The 16802-nt window shown below is 63.4% G+C and carries 17 protein-coding genes; 3 read left to right on the top strand and 14 right to left on the bottom strand.

Annotation, left to right across the window (positions count from 1 at the left end; all coding sequences use genetic code 11):
• Window positions 1-192: 192 nt before the first annotated feature.
• Window positions 193-2274 carry a carboxy terminal-processing peptidase gene (locus PMI38_RS08850; RefSeq protein ID WP_008092901.1) on the bottom strand — a complete coding sequence of 694 codons (2082 nt, stop codon included), beginning with the start codon at window positions 2272-2274 and terminating at the stop codon, window positions 193-195.
• Between the two features lie 140 nt (window positions 2275-2414).
• Here PMI38_RS08850 and PMI38_RS08855 point away from each other — a divergent pair, with 140 nt between their 5' ends.
• Window positions 2415-3377: an NAD(P)H-quinone oxidoreductase gene (locus PMI38_RS08855; RefSeq protein WP_008092903.1), complete on the top strand. Its 963-nt coding sequence runs from the start codon at window positions 2415-2417 to the stop codon at window positions 3375-3377.
• A gap of 95 nt (window positions 3378-3472) precedes the next feature.
• Here the strand turns inward: PMI38_RS08855 and PMI38_RS08860 are convergent, their stop codons facing one another.
• From PMI38_RS08860 to PMI38_RS08885, 6 genes are all read right to left on the bottom strand, one after another.
• Window positions 3473-4126, bottom strand: a complete 654-nt coding sequence (locus PMI38_RS08860; RefSeq protein ID WP_008092904.1) for an HAD family hydrolase — start codon at window positions 4124-4126, stop codon at window positions 3473-3475.
• A 13-nt stretch (window positions 4127-4139) separates the two neighbouring features.
• On the bottom strand, window positions 4140-5129 hold the full coding sequence (locus PMI38_RS08865; RefSeq protein WP_008092906.1) for an ABC transporter ATP-binding protein: 990 nt from the start codon (window positions 5127-5129) through the stop codon (window positions 4140-4142).
• Window position 5130: 1 nt separating this feature from the next.
• Complete coding sequence (locus tag PMI38_RS08870; RefSeq protein ID WP_008092907.1) at window positions 5131-5937, bottom strand: ABC transporter permease; 807 nt, start codon at window positions 5935-5937, stop codon at window positions 5131-5133.
• Window positions 5927-6778, bottom strand: coding sequence for an ABC transporter permease (locus PMI38_RS08875; protein ID WP_008092908.1), 852 nt, complete (start codon window positions 6776-6778; stop codon window positions 5927-5929). Before PMI38_RS08875 ends, PMI38_RS08870 begins: the two co-directional genes overlap by 11 nt.
• Complete coding sequence (locus PMI38_RS08880; protein WP_008092910.1) at window positions 6775-7581, bottom strand: alkaline phosphatase family protein; 807 nt, start codon at window positions 7579-7581, stop codon at window positions 6775-6777. The genes PMI38_RS08875 and PMI38_RS08880 overlap by 4 nt, the downstream gene beginning before the upstream one ends.
• Window positions 7582-7739: 158 nt before the next feature.
• Entirely contained in the window at window positions 7740-8804 is a 1065-nt protein-coding gene (locus PMI38_RS08885) for an ABC transporter substrate-binding protein (protein ID WP_008092912.1), read from the bottom strand.
• Window positions 8805-9132: 328 nt separating this feature from the next.
• Here PMI38_RS08885 and PMI38_RS08890 point away from each other — a divergent pair, with 328 nt between their 5' ends.
• Entirely contained in the window at window positions 9133-9846 is a 714-nt protein-coding gene (locus PMI38_RS08890) for a UTRA domain-containing protein (RefSeq protein WP_008092914.1), read from the top strand.
• A 93-nt stretch (window positions 9847-9939) separates the two neighbouring features.
• On the opposite strand, the gene PMI38_RS08895 is transcribed toward PMI38_RS08890, so the two are convergent.
• From PMI38_RS08895 to minC, 7 genes are all read right to left on the bottom strand, one after another.
• Complete coding sequence (locus PMI38_RS08895) at window positions 9940-12093, bottom strand: mechanosensitive ion channel family protein (protein ID WP_008092917.1); 2154 nt, start codon at window positions 12091-12093, stop codon at window positions 9940-9942.
• A gap of 44 nt (window positions 12094-12137) precedes the next feature.
• Window positions 12138-12305, bottom strand: a complete 168-nt coding sequence (locus tag PMI38_RS27275; protein WP_008092919.1) for a hypothetical protein — start codon at window positions 12303-12305, stop codon at window positions 12138-12140.
• 190 nt (window positions 12306-12495) lie between these two features.
• Entirely contained in the window at window positions 12496-13785 is a 1290-nt protein-coding gene (locus PMI38_RS08900) for a M18 family aminopeptidase (protein ID WP_008092921.1), read from the bottom strand.
• Window positions 13786-13945: 160 nt separating this feature from the next.
• On the bottom strand, window positions 13946-14581 hold the full coding sequence (locus PMI38_RS08905; RefSeq protein WP_008092923.1) for an RluA family pseudouridine synthase: 636 nt from the start codon (window positions 14579-14581) through the stop codon (window positions 13946-13948).
• A gap of 76 nt (window positions 14582-14657) precedes the next feature.
• On the bottom strand, window positions 14658-14912 hold the full coding sequence (gene minE, locus PMI38_RS08910) for a cell division topological specificity factor MinE (protein WP_003252572.1): 255 nt from the start codon (window positions 14910-14912) through the stop codon (window positions 14658-14660).
• Window positions 14913-14915: 3 nt separating this feature from the next.
• Entirely contained in the window at window positions 14916-15728 is an 813-nt protein-coding gene (gene minD / locus PMI38_RS08915; protein WP_008092938.1) for a septum site-determining protein MinD, read from the bottom strand.
• 102 nt (window positions 15729-15830) lie between these two features.
• Complete coding sequence (minC, locus tag PMI38_RS08920; protein ID WP_008092939.1) at window positions 15831-16595, bottom strand: septum site-determining protein MinC; 765 nt, start codon at window positions 16593-16595, stop codon at window positions 15831-15833.
• Window positions 16596-16706: 111 nt separating this feature from the next.
• Between minC and PMI38_RS27075 the strand changes: the two genes are divergently transcribed.
• Window positions 16707-16802: LpxL/LpxP family acyltransferase (locus PMI38_RS27075; RefSeq protein WP_008092940.1), on the top strand; the 96-nt coding region annotated here is incomplete at its 3' end.

Below are 16802 nucleotides of genomic sequence, written 5' to 3' on the forward strand. Positions count from 1 at the left end.
CCAACCAGGCTGACAACCATGCCCTATCAGACATAGGCACGTTGCAACAAATGTAGGAGCGAGCTTGCTCGCGATGCGCCGCGCGGGCGGCGCTCGATGTCCGCGGCGCTACAAGACCCAAGGCAAGCACTTCCCGCCCCGCAAAAAAAAGCCAGGCATCTGCATGCCTGGCCTTCGTTTCACGACGAACCCTTACTTCTTGGCCACCTTGGTGCTAGCACTCAGGTAGTCGATAAGGATGCGACCGGTCTCCGCCAGGTAGGCGTCGTCTTCCGGTTTGGTGTTCTCATCCTCGGTCGGCAAGGCGTCTTCGTCCTCTTTCTTCAGCTCCTTGAGCGGTTCCTCACCCTTGGCCTTGCGGCGGGTGTTCTCCAGCGCCAGTTGCTTGGCCTCGATCTGGTCGTGACGCGCACGGCGTTCCTGCTCATTGAGGCTGACAGTCTTCTCGTTCATCAGCTTTTGGGTCAACGCCAGACGGTCACGGATGTAGGTGAACTCCGCATCCTTGTCGCTGCGCGCTTCATGCTGCGCCTTGAGCTGCGCCAGGAACGGCCTGAACGGGTCAGCGGCTGGTTTGACCACCGGACGGATGGTGTCCCATGGCATGGCTTCGGGCAGGGCGCTTTCGCCGATTTCCTTGGTGTCGATGATCGACGGGTAGTCGATGTCCGGCAGCACGCCCTGGTGCTGGGTGCTCTGACCGGAAACCCGGTAGAACTTGGCCAGGGTCAGCTTCAGTTCACCATGGTTGAGCGGCTGGATGGTCTGCACGGTGCCTTTGCCGAAGGTCTGGCCACCGATGATCAGCGCGCGGTGGTAATCCTGCATGGCACCGGCGAAGATCTCCGAAGCCGAGGCCGAGAGGCGGTTGACCAGCAGCGCCAGCGGGCCTTTGTAGAAGGCGCCGGGGTTTTCGTCTTCGAGCACGTCGACACGGCCGTCGCTGTTGCGTACCAGCACGGTCGGGCCCTTCTCGATGAACAGGCTGGTCAGCTCGGTGGCTTCCTGCAGGGAACCGCCGCCGTTGTTGCGCAGGTCGATGACCACGCCGTCGACTTTTTCCTTCTGCAGTTCGGTGAGCAGTTTCTTCACGTCGCGCGTGGTGCTCTTGTACTCAGGATCGCCGGCACGGTAGGCCTTGAAGTCCAGGTAGAAGGCCGGAATCTCGATGATGCCCAGCTTGTAGTCGCGGCCATCCTGCTTGAGCTTGAGCACCGACTTCTTCGCCGCCTGCTCTTCGAGCTTGACTGCTTCACGGGTGATGGAAACGATCTTGCTGGTCTGGTCGCTTGGCGCATTGCTCGCCGGGATGATCTCCAGGCGTACCACCGAGCCTTTCGGGCCACGGATCAGCTTGACCACTTCGTCCAGGCGCCAGCCGACCACGTCGACCATTTCCTTGTTGCCCTGGGCCACGCCGATGATCTTGTCGGCCGGGGCCACCTGCTTGGTCTTGGCCGCCGGGCCTGCCGGCACCAGGCGCACGATCTTGACCTGGTCGTTGTCGCTCTGCAGCACCGCACCGATGCCTTCGAGCGACAGGCTCATGTTGATGTCGAAGTTCTCGGCGTTATCCGGCGACAGGTAGTTGGTGTGCGGGTCGTAGGACTGGGCGAAGGTATTGATATAGGCCTGGAAGATATCCTCGGCACGGGTCTGGTCCAGGCGCGCAAGCTGGTTCTTGTAGCGCTTGGTCAAGGTTTCCTGGATGTGCTTGGGCTCTTTGCCCGCGATCTTCTGGCGCAGCACTTCGTCTTTCACGCGCTTGCGCCACAGGTCGTCGAGTTCGGCCTGGTTCTTCATCCACGGCGCGTCCTCGCGATCGATCAGCAAGGTTTCCTTGGTGGTGAAGTCGATCTTGTCGACGCCCTTGTTCAGCTCGGCCAGGGCGAAGTCCAGGCGTTGCTTGACGCGGTCCAGGTAGCGCTTGTAGATGGTGAAGCCAGGGTCGAGATTGCCGCTCTTGAGGAAATCGTCGAACTGCGTCTTCCACTTGTCGAACTCGGCGATGTCGGCCGCGGTGAAGTAGCTGCGCGCGGGGTCGAGCAGCTTGATGTAGCTGTCGTAGATGATCACCGAGCGGGCGTCATCGAGCGGCGGCTTGCTGTAATGGTGGCGCTTGAGCAGCTCCACCACGTTGAGGCTGGCGACGATCTCGTCACGGTCCGGCTGCAGGCTGTCCCACTTGTTGGCGGCCGCCGCATTGCCGCCGAGCGTAAGGCTGCCCAGGCCGATCATCAGGGCCAGGGCGGTGCTTGGGAGGAAATGCTTCATGCTGATTCGACGTGTAGGCAATTGATCACGCATAGTAGGCCGTCTTTTCCGTTGCCGGTTCCATGGAGCCGGACAAATACTGCAAAAAGCCTGGGGCACGCGTTCCCCAGGCTCAGTCATGAATCAACTATGGAGGCACTGTGAAAGCATTGCAAGGCGAAGACGGACATGTGGCCTGGGTCGAGGCCGAACGCCCGGCCTGTGACGCCGGCCAGGTACGCATTCGGGTGGCCGCTGCGGGGCTGAACCGCGCCGATCTGCTGCAGATGAAGGGCCTTTACCCGCCACCCCCCGGCGCCAGCCCGTTCATGGGCCTGGAGTGTGCCGGGGTGATCGAGGAAGTGGGACCGGGCGCCGACTGGCGCGTGGGTGATCGGGTGTGTGCGCTGCTGGCCAGCGGCGCCATGGCCGAGGAAGTGGTGGTGGACGCCCGCCATGTGCTGCCGGTGCCCGAGGGCCTGACCCTGCAGGAAGCGGCGGCATTGCCCGAGGTGTATGCCACGGCGTGGCTGAACATTTTCCAGTTGGGCGCGGTGAAGGCGGGCGAGAAGGTGCTGGTGCACGCCGGCGCCAGTGGCGTGGGCTCGGCGGCGATCCAGCTGTGCAAGGCCTTTGGCAACCCGGTGTATGTCAGCGTGGGCTCGCAGGACCGCCTGGCCTACTGTCAGGACCTGGGCGCGGCCGGTGGCGTGGTGCGTAACGAGAATCTCGACGCGCTCGAAGGCTTTGGCCCGTTCGATGTGATTCTCGACCCGGTGGGTGCCAGCTATGGCCAGCTCAACCTCAAGCTGCTGGCCCGTGATGGCCGCTGGGTCATCATTGGCCTGATGGGTGGGCGCAAGGTCGAACTGGACCTGGCGCAGGTGCTGGGCAAGCGCCTGGAAATCACAGGGTCCACGTTGCGCAACCGTGACGACGGGTTCAAGGCCGAGTTGCTGCGCGAGCTGCAACAGCAGGTGTGGCCGCTGTTCAGCGAAGGGCGTTTGTCGCCGCAGCTGGTCGATACCTACCCGGTCGAGTTTGCCCAGGCGGCGTATGCCGAGCTTGAGAGCAACCAGGTGTCGGGCAAGCTGGTGATGGTGATCGATCCTGGCCTGGTGTAAGCCCTGAAGGCCTTATCGCCGGCAAGCCGGCTCCCACAGGTACCCTGTAGGAGCCGGCTTGCCGGCGATAAGGCCAGACCTGCCAACGCAATACTTCAGGACCAGCTCAAAATCGGCCACCCGTTGATCTCGGCATGCTCGCGCAGCACCGCATCCGGATTCACCACATGCGGGAAGTCCACTTTCAGCAACAACGGCAAGTCATTGCGCGAATCCGAATAGAAACTGGCCCCTTCCAGGTTCTCCTGCTCCTGATCCAGCCACTCCAGCAACCGAGTGACCTTGCCTTCGCGGTAGGTCAGCACCCCATGGGTCTTGCCGGTATACACCCCGTTCACCGCCTCCAGCTCGATCGCCAGGTATTCGTCCACCCCCAGGCGCGCCGCGATCGGCCCGACCAGGTGGGTACCCGAGGCCGAAATGATCAGGATGCGGTCACCACGCTTGCGGTGCTCGGCGATACAGCGGCAGGCATCGCCGTAGATGATCGGCTCGATCACCTCCTCGACCCACGGCTGTACCAGATGCTCGACCTCTTCCAGTGTCCGTCCGGCAATCGGCTCCAGGCTGAAGGCCATGTAGTCCTCCATCTGCAGGTGCCCCTTGCCGTAGGCCTCCATCAGCGCATGGTCGCGGCGCAGGAACTCCTTGCCGTCGACCCAGCCCAGCCGCGCCATCTGCTCGCTCCACAGCGACGCGCAGTCACCGTGGATGAGGGTTTCGTCCAGATCGAAAATTGCCAGTGCCATGTGTTGAATCTCCTTAGGCCACTTCCCGTAGCGCGGTAGGGTCGATCGACAAGGATACCCGCTGGCCGTCCGCATGCAGGTCGGCCGATGAGCGATTGAGCACATCGACCACCAGCTCCACGTCGCGCACCCGTACCCGGTAGCGGATCACGTTGCCGAGCAGGCTGTGGCTGCAGACTTCGCCGTCGAGTTCGCCATTGCGGCCCAGTGTGATCGATTCCGGGCGGATCGCCAGGCGGCTGGCCACCGGGCGCTGCAACAGGCGGCTGGCGCTGTCCGGGTCGAGCAGGTTGTAGTTGCCGATGAAGCCCGCGGCGAACAGGTCGACGGGGGCGGTGTAGAGGGTTTCGGCATCACCGCTCTGGACGATGCGGCCCTGGTTCATCAGGAAGATGCGGTCGGACAGGATCAGCGCTTCTTCCTGGTCGTGGGTGACGAAAATGGTGGTCAGCCCCAGCTCGCGCTGGATGGCGCGGATCTGCTCGCGCAGGTGCTTGCGAATACGTGCATCCAGCGCCGACAGCGGCTCGTCGAGCAGCAGCAGGCGGGGCCGGGTAACCAGCGAGCGGGCCAGGGCCACGCGCTGGCACTGGCCACCAGACAGCTGGTGCGGGTAGCGACCGGCGAAACTGCCCAGCTCGACCAGCTCAAGGGCCTCGCGCACGCGCACCTGGCTCTCCTCGGCTTTGACCTTCTGCATGCGCAGGCCGAAGGCGACATTCTGTTCAACGGTCATGTTGGGGAACAGCGCATAGCTCTGGAACACCATGCCGATGCCACGCTTCTGCGGGCTCAGTGGCACGATGTTCTGGCCATCGAGGAGGATCTGCCCGCCGTCCACCGGCGTCAGCCCGGCGATGCAGCGCAGCAGGGTGGACTTGCCGCAGCCGGACGGGCCGAGCAGGGTGACGAACTCGCCGCGTTCGATCTGGCAGTCGATGTTCTCGAACACCGGAATGCCGGCATAGCCTTTGTGCAGTTTCTGTACGCTGACGAAGCTCATGTCAGGTCTTGTCCTTGTTCAAGCGGTTGGCGACCCAGGTCAGCACCAGCACGAAGGCGAAGTACGAGATCACCAGGGCGCTGTTGAAGTGGCCGCTGCTGTTGCGCATGTTGTTCAGGTACACCTGCAGGGTCTCGTAGCGGGTGCCCACCAGCAGGTTGGCGAACACGAACTCGCCGAACAGGAACGAGAACGACAGCAACAGGGCCACCATCAAGCCCTTGCGCAGGTTCGGCAGCACCACCAGGAACGCGGCCTGCCAGGTGCTGGCACCGAGCAACTGGGCCGCGTCCATCAGGTCGCGCAGGTTGATCGCCTGCAGGTTGTTGGTGATGGCCCGGTACATGAAGGGCAGGGCGATGGTGAAGTAGCAGCCAATGAGGATCCACGGCGTGCCGACCATGGCCATCGGCCCGCTGCCATAGAGCTGCAGCAAGCCAACCGACGACACCACCGGCGGCACCGCGAACGGCAGCAGGATGAGGATGTTCATCAGCGCGTCGAGCCGAGGGAAGTGGTAGTGCACCACGAACAACAGCGGCAGGATCAGCACCACCGACAGCACCAGGGCGCCGACGCACACCAGCAGCGACTGGCCGAACGCCGCGAGAAATCGCGGCTCGCTCCACAGTGCCAGGTACCATTTCAGGGTCAGGCCGCTGGGCAGCAGGCTGGCCGACCAGCTGGTAGCCAGCGAGTAGAGCAGGGTGCCAGCCAGCGGCAGCAGCAGGATCAGGAACAGCAGGTAAACCACCAGCCGGTGGTACAGGGCTGCGGAGCGGGGTTTATAGGAAGACTCAGCGCGCATGGTAGCTTCTCTTCAGCAGCCATTGGTGCACCACGGTAACCAGCGTCATCAACCCCACCAGCACCATGGCCAGCGCGCTGGCCAGGTTCGGGTCGAGGGTGATGTCACCGGCCACCAGGCCGGCGATGCGGATGGGCAGCACGTTGAAATTGCCGGTGGTCAGCGCATACACCGTGGCGTAGGCGCCCAGGGCGTTTGCCAGCAGGATGACGAAGGTGCCCAGCAGTGCCGGGGTCAGCACCGGCAGGCCGATATGCCGCCAGTATTGCCAGTGGCTGGCGCCAAGCAGCGCGGCCGACTCGCGCCAATCTTCGCGCAGGGCGTCGAAGGCCGGGTAGAGCAGCAGCACGCCGAGCGGGATCTGGAAATAGGTGTACACCAGGATCAGCCCGCTCTTGGAATAGATGCTGAAGTCTTCCAGCAGGCCGACCTGCTTGAGCAGCAGGGTCAGCGCGCCGTTGAAGCCGAGCAGGATGATGAAGGCGAAGGCCAGCGGCACGCCGGCGAAGTTGCTGGTCATGTTGGCGAAGGCGCTGACGAAGTCGCGCAGGCGCGAATCCACCTGGCGCAGCGAGTAGGCGCCAAGGGTGGCGATGACGATGCCGAACAGGCTCGACCAGAAACTGATCTCCAGGCTGCGTTGCAGGGCCTGCAGGTAGAACTTCGAGGCGAACACCTTGGTGAAGTTTTGCAGGCCCCAACCGGCGTCCGACTGCACGCTGTTGATCGCCACCCAGGCCAGCGGGGCGATCTGGAAAATGACGAAGAACACGGCGAAAGGCAGCAGGCAGAGCAGGGCCAGGTAACGGCCGCGGGTACTGCTGCTATTGGCTGTAGTCACTTGAGCAGCTCCCGGCACACGGTCTTGTCGTGGGCCGCGCCGAGCAGTTCGCAGATCGTGCCGCACAACTCGGTCTGCAGCGGCTTGGCCACAGGGTCGAGGCTGAAGGCATCGCCGAACACGAACAGCGGCACTTCGCGTTCCTCGGCCAGCAGGCCGTTGTGCGAGCGGTCGTTGTTCATGCCGTGGTCGGCGGTGACCAGCACCTGGTAGCCCTCTTCGAGCCAGCGCGGCAGGTAGTCGGCCAGGAGAATGTCGGCGGTGCGCGCGGCGTTGCGGTACTGGCTGCTGTCCAGGCCGTGGCGATGGCCGGCGTCGTCGATGTTCATCGGGTGCACCAGCAGGAAGTTCGGGGCGTGGCGACGGCGCAGGTATTCGGCGTCGGCCAAGAGGTGCGAGTCGGGGTAGTGGTCGGCCCAGTAGAACAGGCCGTGCTGGATCGGCATTTTCGGCGCGTGGGTGTGGCGGTCGCGCAACGGGTCGAAGGGTGAGCGGTTGTACAGCTCGCTCATCCAGTGATAAGCCGCCGCTGCCGTGCCCAGGTTGGCCTCGCGGGCGTAGTGGAACACGCTGCGCTGGTTGGACAGGCGGTTGACGTTGTTGTGCACGATGCCGCTGTCGATCGGCGGCACGCCGGTGAGGATGCACTCGTACAGCGGGCGCGACAGTGAAGGCAGCTCGCATTCCACACGGTACAGCGCGGCGCGGTCGGCTTCGACATAGGCATGCAGGTGGCCCATGGCGTGGTGGGCTACCTGATGGTTGAGGCCGTCGAGCAGGACCAGGATGACGTTGTGTTGCATGATTGCTCCGCTGGGGTGTCGGTCATTACCGCGTCGTCCCCTTCGCGGGGCAAGCCCGCTCCCACGGGCACAGCACAACATTTAGCCACGGTGCTGTACCTGTGGGAGCGGGCTTGACCCGCGAAAGGGCCGGTTCAGGCACTAGAAAAGCCAGGCCCTTACTCCATCTCGATGATCACTTGCTCCTGCCACATCTGCGGCAGCTTCTTGGAAGTCGCTTCCCACACCTCGGCATTCTTGATCGGCTGCGCGGCCTTGTACTGCTCGTTGGGCAGCAGCTTGGCCTGTACATCGGCCGGCAACGTCAGGTGCTCGGCGCGAATCGGGCGAGCATGTCCCTTGGCCAGGTTGATCTGCCCGGCATCGCTGAAGATGTACTCACGCGCAAGCTTGGCCGCGTTGGGGTTCTTGGCGTACTTGTTGATGATGGTGGTATAGCCGGAAATCACCGAACCGTCGGAAGGGATCAGCACCTCGAAGCGCTTGGGATCGATCTGTTCACGGTAGCTCAGGCCGTTGAAGTCCCACACCACGCCGACTTCCACTTCCCCCTTCTCCAGCGTCTGGATGGTCGGGTTGGCCATCGACAGGCGCTTTTGCTGCGCCAGCTTGGTGAACAGCTGCATGCCTGGGGCGATGTTGCTCTCGTCGCCTTTGTAGGCAATGGCGGCAGCCAGCACGCCGTTGGCGGCCTGGGCAGCGGTGCTGACGTCACCGATGGCGACCTTGTACTTGCCTTTTTCCAGGTCGTGCCAGGTTTTAGGGCGTTCGCCTTCCTTCACCAGATCCTTGTTGATGATGAACGCGATGGTGCCGGTATAGGCCAGTGCCCAGTGGCCGTCCTTGTCCTTGGCCCAGGTGGGCACCTGGTCCCAGGTGCTCGGCTTGTAGGGCTGGCTCACGCCTTTGGTCACGGCGATCGGCCCGAAGGCTGCGCCGACGTCGCCGATGTCGGCACTGGCGTTGTCCTTCTCGGCGTCGAACTTGGCGATTTCCTGGGCCGAGCTCATGTCGGTGTCGGTGTGCTTGAGGCCGTACTTGCTGGCCAGGTCTTCCCAGGTGCCTTTCCAGTTGGCCCAGGCATCGGGCATGCCCACGCTGTTGACTGCGCCTTCCTTGCGGGCGGCGTCTTCCAGGGCCTTGAGGTCGGTGCCTGCGGCCATGGCCGAGGTACACAGGGCGATAGCCGAGCCGAGCAGTGACGCCATGAAGAACTTTTTCATCCGAAGCTCCTTGGGTGAGTGCCTTTAGCGATCGTGTGATGCATGAAATCGTTGTTTGGGAACCGTTGGTCTAGGTCAGCAAACCTTGCGCCAAGGTAGGCCGCTTGCGTGACAGTTTGATGTAGGGGGAGGCCTAGAGCGCTGGCCACGGTTACCTGAAAGTACAGCGTAGACCAGTTCGCACCCTTGAATTTGCGGGCTTGGCGCGCTTCTGGCAGTGGCTTGGCCGAAGCCTCTGTCACAGGATGTTCATCAGCCCTGCCTAGGCTTGCACTATTCTCCAGAGGCCCTGTCGTGGGGCTGGACTAGTCCAGATAGGTAACCCTTGATGCAGTCGACGCCACCGCGTGCGGTAACAGCCATCTGCCATGCCCTGCAGGAGCAGATCGAGCACGGCTTGCTTGCGCCGGGCGGCAAGCTACCCGCCGAACGCAGGCTCAGCGAGGTGTTCGACACCACGCGCATCACCCTGCGCGAAGCATTGGTGCAGCTGGAGGCCCAGGGCCTGATCTACCGAGAGGAGCGGCGCGGCTGGTTCGTCGCGCCGCAACGGCTGACCTACGACCTGATCGAGCGTAGCCACTTTCATGCAATGGTGCGGGACCAAGGCCGGCAACCTACTACCGAACTGTTGTCGGCCCGCCTGCAGCCGGCCCCGGCGGCCATCTGCGCACGCCTGCACCTGCCGGCGTTGTCCAGCGTGGTGCGGATATGCCGATTGCGGCGGATCGATGGGCGGGCGGTGCTGTATGCCGAGCATTACCTCAACCCGCAGTATTTCCCGGGCATTCTCGAACAGGAGCTGGCGCAGTCGCTGACCGAGATCTATGGGCGGGTGTATGGCATCGAATATGGGCAGGTGCGCTTCGAGATCTTGCCCACCGCCTTGCCGGTGGACGCGGCGGCGGCGCTGAAGGTGTCTGCGGGCAGCCCTGGGCTGCATATCACCCGGGTCAACAGTGACCAGCATGGGCACCTGATCGACTGTGACCTGGAGTATTGGCGGCATGATGCGATCTGCATCCGCGCGCAGGCTGGATAGGGCGTGAACCCCATCGCCGGCAAGCCGGCTCCCACAAGGAATGTGGGGTGCCTGTGGGATACCTGTGGGAGCCGGCTTGCCGGCGATGAGGCCCTAACGGGAGGACCCGGACTCCGTCATCCCCCCACCCCCAGCCGTCACCACCTGCACCGATAGCCGCGGCGTCGCCAGGTCCAACCCTGCTTCGTCGAGCTGGCGCTTCAGCGCCAGGTTGAACGCCCGCGACACTTCCCACTGCTTGATCGGCGCCGTCTTGAAGCGCGCGCGCAGGATGGCCGACCCCGACTCGAAGCTCTCCACCCCCTGCAACTCCAGCGGCGACCAGATATTGCGGCGCATCAGCGGGTCGTTGCGCAGTTTCTGCCCCACTTCCCGTATCAGCGTGATGGCCTGGTCGATGTTCATGCTGTGCGGGATCGCCACGCGGAAGATCGCATAGCCGAACTCGCGCGAGTAGTTCTTGATGCTCTTGATCTCGCTGAACGGAATGGTGTGCACGATGCCGTCGATGTCGCGCAGGCGCACGGTGCGGATGGTCAGGCCTTCGACCGTGCCCAGGTGGCCGCCGACATCGACGTAGTCATCGATGGCCAGCGAGTCCTCGATGATGATGAACAGCCCTGTGATCAGGTCGGCCACCAGCGACTGCGCACCAAAACCGATGGCCAGGCCGATCACACCGGCACCGGCCAGCAACGGCGTGACGTTCATGCCCATGTTGGCCAGGGCGACGATCACCGCGATGATGAAAATGGCCACGAACATCACGTTGCGAATCAGCGGCATCATGGTTTGCGCGCGGGCGTTGGCAAGACCCCGGCGCGAACGCACCAGGGCGTGGTGCACCGCCGTGTCGGCCAGGATCCACACCAGCCAGGCGGCGATCAACGTCCCGGCAAGCCCCGCCAGGCGCATGCTGACTTCGTGGCCTTCGCCCTCGGCGAAGCCGATCATCGACAGGCCCCACACCCGCAGCCCCAGCTCGATGAACACCAGCCAGATGCCCAGGTGCAGCAGGGCGTAGGCGAAGTTGCGCAGGCGTTCGGTGTAGACCGCCTGGCGCTTGTTGGCGCGCTTGGGGTTGGCGGCGTGACGACGGACCAGGCCGTTGAGCACCATGCTCACCACCACCAGCACCGTGCACATCAGTGATTGTCGCAAGGCGGTGCTGGTGTCGCCGGCGGAAACGAACGTGGCGATCAGCGAAATCGCCACCAGAATCAGCGGCGGCACGAACCAGAAACTGCCCAGCAGTTCGATGGTGTCGCTCAGGGTGCGTCGGGTCAGGCGACGGTCCAGGGGCTGGTTGCGGATCAGGTGAGCGATCGGCCTTCTGAAGCGCAGGATGAACAGGCCCGTGCACAGTGCGGCGATGATGTTGGCAAGGGTGGCCAGGGAATGCGCCAGGTGCGTGCCGAGGGCGACGGTCAGGCGTGGGTCGCTCATGGCTTCGCCAAAGGCGGCGAAGCTGCCGATCAGCCACAGCGGGCGGAAGGCTTGGTGACGCAGGATATGCAGGGCACGGTGACGATGCGGGCCGTCGAGCAAGGAGAAGGCGATCACGCAGATGGCCGAGAAGCAGGTGCCTACCACCAGTGCATAGGCCAGCACCATGGCCATCGATTTGCCAAGCGAGGAGGGCAGGGCAAAGCTCAGGTACACCGTGAACACCAGCGCCACCAGCCACGGCCCGAGCTTGCGCAGGGCGAAGCGCACCAGGTCCCAGGTGCGTGGGTGCTGGGGCAGCTCCTCGGTCAAGCCGAAGCGCACCCGCACCCGGTGGCCGATCCAGTTGAAGGCATAGGCCAGCAGGCTCCAGACGGCGATGATCGCGGCAAAGCCGAACAGTATCGCCGGCCACTCGCGCACGGGCACCATCAGCTCGGTCAGTTCTGTCTGGGCCTGGTCGATTTCCAGCGCCCATCGGTTGAACGGGCTGGCCTCGCCGCTGAACTGCTTCTCCAGGTCGTGCAAGGCACCACCGATCAGGCCCAGTACGCCCTGTTCGGCGGCGGGTTGCGACTGCTTGGTGGCATCGCGCAGCTTCTTCAGGTCGGCCAGCAGCTTGGCGCGTTGCTGGTCGTTCTCCAGGTTCTTGATAACCTCGTCCAGCGACTTGCCCAGTGGCTCGGTCGCCTCGGGCTGGGCTGGCGCTTTCGAGCCGAGCAGGCCGGGCAGGCCCGCCGCCTGGGCCGGGGAAACGAAGAGAAACAGCAGCAGGGCAAGGCAACGCAGGAGGGCAGGCACCGGGAAATCAACCTCAGGTCAAACGATTGACCGAGTGTAGAGGTTTATGTGGGGAGTTTCTCCAGGATCTTCCAGCAGGTCAGGCCGAAGATGCCCAGTGTGCCGATCCACATCATGAAGACGCCGACATTGCGCTCGCGCATGCTGAAACCGATGGTCAGCAGCATCAGGAACAGGAACACCGGTATGAACAGGGACAAGAACGGGGACATGGACAGCAAACCTTATGGCATGGGGGCATGCGTTAAGCATAGCGGGTTGAAGGGGGGCGGGGATTGATCCTGGGCAGGTGTAGTGCCTGTGCCGGCCTTTTCGCGGGACAAGCCCGCTCCCACAGGTCCGACGCAGATCCTGTGGGAGCGGGCTTGTCCCGCGAAGAGGCCGGCACTGACAACATCAATCTCAGGGCAATTCGCGGCTGCGATAGAACGCCGTCAACACCTTCACCAGGTGCGCCAGGTCCTGGCTGCCACACAACTCGCGAATCGAGTGCATGGCAAAGGTCGGCAGGCCGATATCCACGGTACGCACGCCCAGGTGGCTGGCGGTGATCGGGCCGATGGTCGAACCGCAACCCATGTCGCTGCGCACCACGAAGCTCTGCACCGGCACTTCTTCGGCCATGCACAGGTGGCGGAAGAACCCCGCTGTTTCGCTGTTGGTGGCGTAACGCTGGTTGTTGTTGACCTTGATCACCGGCCCGGCGTTGAGCTTGGGCCCGTGGTTGCCGTCATGCTTGTCGGCGTAGTTGGGGTGTACGCCGTGGGCGTTGTCGGCCGAGACCATCAGCGAGCGCTGGATAGTGCGCACATAGGCGTCGCCCTCCGGCAGCAGGCGCTGCAGGGTCTGTTCCAGCATCGGGCCGTCGGCGCCACAGGCCGAACAGCTGCCCACTTCCTCGTGGTCGTTGCACACCAGCACACAGGTTTCGTCACTGTCGGCCGCCAGCAGCGCCTGCAGGCCGGCATAGCACGACAGCAGGTTGTCCAGGCGGGCACCGGCGATGAAGTCGCCGTTCAGGCCGATCAGCGCGGCATCCTGGGTGTCGTAGAAACTCAGTTCGTAGTCCAGCACCACATCGGCGTTGAGGTCGTGCTCGCGGGCCAGCTGCTCGGTGAGCAGGGCGCGGAAGTCGATGCGCTCGTCACCGGCCACCTGGGCAAGGATCGGCGGCAGTTCGGTCTGCGGATTGATCTGCCAGCCTTCGTTGGCGGTGCGGTTGAGGTGGATGGCCAGGTTGGGAATGACCGCGATCGGCAGCTTGAAGTCGATCAGCTGGCTTTCCACCTTGCCGTCACGGCGGAAGGTGACACGCCCGGCCAGCGACAGGTCGCGGTCGAACCACGGTGCCAGCAGGGCGCCGCCGTAGACTTCCACGCCCAGTTGCAGGAAGCCCTGGCGCTGCAGCTCAGGCTGCGGCTTGACCCGCAGGCACGGGCTGTCGGTGTGCGCGCCGACCATGCGGATGCCGTTCAGCAGGGGCGCTTGCTTGCCCAGCTTGATGGCGATGATCGAGGAATCGTTGCGGGTAACGTAGTAGCGACCGCCAGGCACCGTGGCCCAGCTGTCACGCTCATCCAGGCGCTGGTAACCGGCAGCCTCGAGGCGCTGGGCCAGGCTGGCGGTGGCATGGAAGGGCGTCGGGGAGGCCTTAAGAAAATCAATCAGGCCGGTATTCAGTGCTTCGCGCATAGCTCACTCCAGACAGCAGTGGCGCGAGTTTAACGCAGATAGATCACAAATTGTGTCGACCCCATCGCCGGCAAGCCGGCTCCCACAGATCCCCCACGGTTTTCCATGTCTGTGGGAGCCGGCTTGCCGGCGATGAGGCCAGGACAGCCAACACACAGACTCAGAACGGTGCCGCACACTCGAACTTCAACCGCTCGCCGGTAACCGGGTGGGTAAAGCTCAGCATCGAAGCATGCAGGCACAACCGTTCATGCGCCGCCAACGCCTCAGGGTTGGCATACAGCCGGTCGCCCAGCAGCGGATGCCCGATCGACAGCATATGCACGCGCAGCTGGTGCGAGCGCCCGGTGATGGGCGTCAGTTCGACGCGGCAGTGGTCGCCACAGCGCTCGACGATGCGCCAGAAGGTCAAGGCATGCTTGCCCAGCTCATGGTCCACCACATGGCGTGGCTTGGTAGGCGGGTCGTAGCGCAGCGGCAGGTCGATACTGCCGCTGTCCAGCGCCGGCTGGCCCCAGCACAGGGCGGTGTAGGCCTTCTCGGTCTCGCGATCGTGGAACTGGCGCGACAGCTCGCGGTGGCTGTCGGCATCACGGGCCAGCAGGATGATCCCGGAGGTTTCCCAGTCCAGGCGATGAACGATCAGCGCGTCGGGGTAGCCGTTTTCCTGCAGGCGGGTGATCAGGCAGTCCTTGTTGTCGTCGGCACGGCCTGGCACCGACAGCAGCAGGGTCGGCTTGTTGACCACCAGGATGGCGGCGTCTTCATGGAGGATCTGCACGTTCGACAGCGGCATTGCATGTTCTCGGTTAAATCGGGGAAAACCATTGGGGCCGCCTTGCAGCCCCAATGATCAAAGCCAGAACGCTGAATCAGCGATCAGGCAAGGTGATGTTCAGTTCCAGAATCGAGCAGCTACCCTGGTTTTCCAGCTCGATGTGCACGTCATCGTTGCCGATGTTCACATACTTGCGGATCACTTCGAGCAGTTCTTTCTGCAGGGCCGGCAGGTAGTCCGGCTCGCTGCGCTGGCCGCGCTCATGCGCCACGATGATCTGTAGACGCTCTTTCGCCACCGACGCGCTGGTCTGTTTCTGTCTGCCACGAAAGAAGTCAAAAAGGTTCATGGTTTACTTGCCTCCAAACAGGCGCGCGAAGAATCCTTGCTTCGGCACTTCGATGAAACGCAGGGGTTTCTCTTTGCCCAGGAGGCGGTCGACGGTGTCGCTGTACGCCTGGCCAGCATCGCTCTGGTCGTCGAGGATGACCGGAATGCCCTGGTTGGAAGCCTTGAGAACCGCCTGAGACTCGGGAATCACACCCTTGAGCTTGATCGCCAGGATCTCTTCGACGTCGGCGATGCTGAGCATTTCGCCCTTTTCGACGCGCTCGGGGTGGTAGCGGGTGATCAGCAGGTGTTCCTTGATCGGCTCCTCGCCGTTCTCGGAGCGGCGCGACTTGCTCGACAGAATGCCCAGCATGCGGTCGGAGTCACGTACCGACGATACTTCCGGGTTGGTCACGACAATGGCTTCGTCGGCGAAGTACATCGCCAGGTGCGCGCCCTTCTCGATACCGGCCGGCGAGTCGCAAATGACGTATTCGAAGGTTTCCTTCAGCTCCATCAGTACTTTTTCGACGCCTTCCTGGGTCAGCGCATCCTTGTCGCGGGTCTGGCTGGCGGCCAGCACGAACAGGTTCTCGAGGCGCTTGTCCTTGATCAGGGCCTGTTGCAGATTGGCTTCACCGTTGACCACGTTGACGAAGTCGTACACCACGCGACGTTCGCAACCCATGATCAGGTCGAGGTTACGCAGGCCCACGTCGAAGTCGACGATGACTGTCTTGTGGCCGCGCAGTGCGAGGCCGGTGCCGATGGCGGCGCTGGTGGTGGTCTTGCCCACACCCCCCTTGCCGGAAGTAACGACGAGAATCTTGGCCAAGGTGTTTCACCCCTAAATTAAGTCGGGACGCGTGTCCCAGCAAAAATGCAAAAAAACGGCAACGAGTAAAAAAGTTGCTCTAAAAATGACGGCAAGTATCCGTTAAAGACGGGTGATGTTCAACACGTCACCGGACAGGCTGACTTGCACGCCGGAACCCCACAGCGGGTCGCGGCGCAGGTCTTCGCAGACCTTGTACTGGCCAGCGATGGAGACCATTTCGGCGGTCATCTGCTGACAGAAGATGCGTGCCTTGGTATTGCCTTTGATGCCGGCCAGGGCGCGGCCGCGCATGGCGCCGTACACATGGATGTTGCCATCGGCGAGAAGTTCCGCGCCTGGGCTGACGGAGCCTGTGACCACCAGGTCGCCGCCCTGGGCGTAGATCTGCTGGCCGCCGCGCACCGGCGAGGTGATGATCCGGGTAGGACGGATTTCAGGCTCGGCAGCGGGAGGCGGCGCAGGGGCCGGGGCCGGTTCGGGCTTCTTCACCTCGGGCTCGGGCTCCAGCGGCCGCTCGCGGGCACCGGAAGGCGGCAGCACGGGCAGGTCGATGGCGATCGCCGCGGCGATGTCCTCGATGCGGTTGGCGCGGATGGCCAGGGTGCGCAGGCCGTGGTGGCGACAGATGCGCATCAGCCCGGGCAGGTCGATGGCGCCTTCGTCGGCCGGCAACTTGTCCAGGGCCAGCACCAGTGGCGTGTTGCTGAAGAAGTTCGGTGCCTGGGCCACTTTCGCCGCCAGTTGGCGGTCGAGGGCTTGCAGGTCGTTGCGCCCCAGTTCCAGCACAGTGATGGCGAGCATGCTGCCCTTGAGCTGGAACACGGAGGCGGTGTCGGGTGTGTGGTTTGGGCTCATGGTCTGCATAGACGGCAAGTTGCGAAAAAAGTGCCCTGACTTATAACGATAAGACCGGTTGGCCGCAACCGGCGCGGATCCGATGTAGAATGCTCAGCCTTTGTCCTACCGGAAGCTTCAATGGAACGCCCGCGTTTTCGTCCCTATTTCCTTCACCCACGGTTCTGGGGCCTGTGGCTTGGCCTGGGCCTGCTGTGGCTGGTGGTGCAGCTGCCG

Origin of the sequence: Pseudomonas sp. GM84, assembly GCF_000282535.1 — a bacterium.
GTDB lineage: Bacteria > Pseudomonadota > Gammaproteobacteria > Pseudomonadales > Pseudomonadaceae > Aquipseudomonas.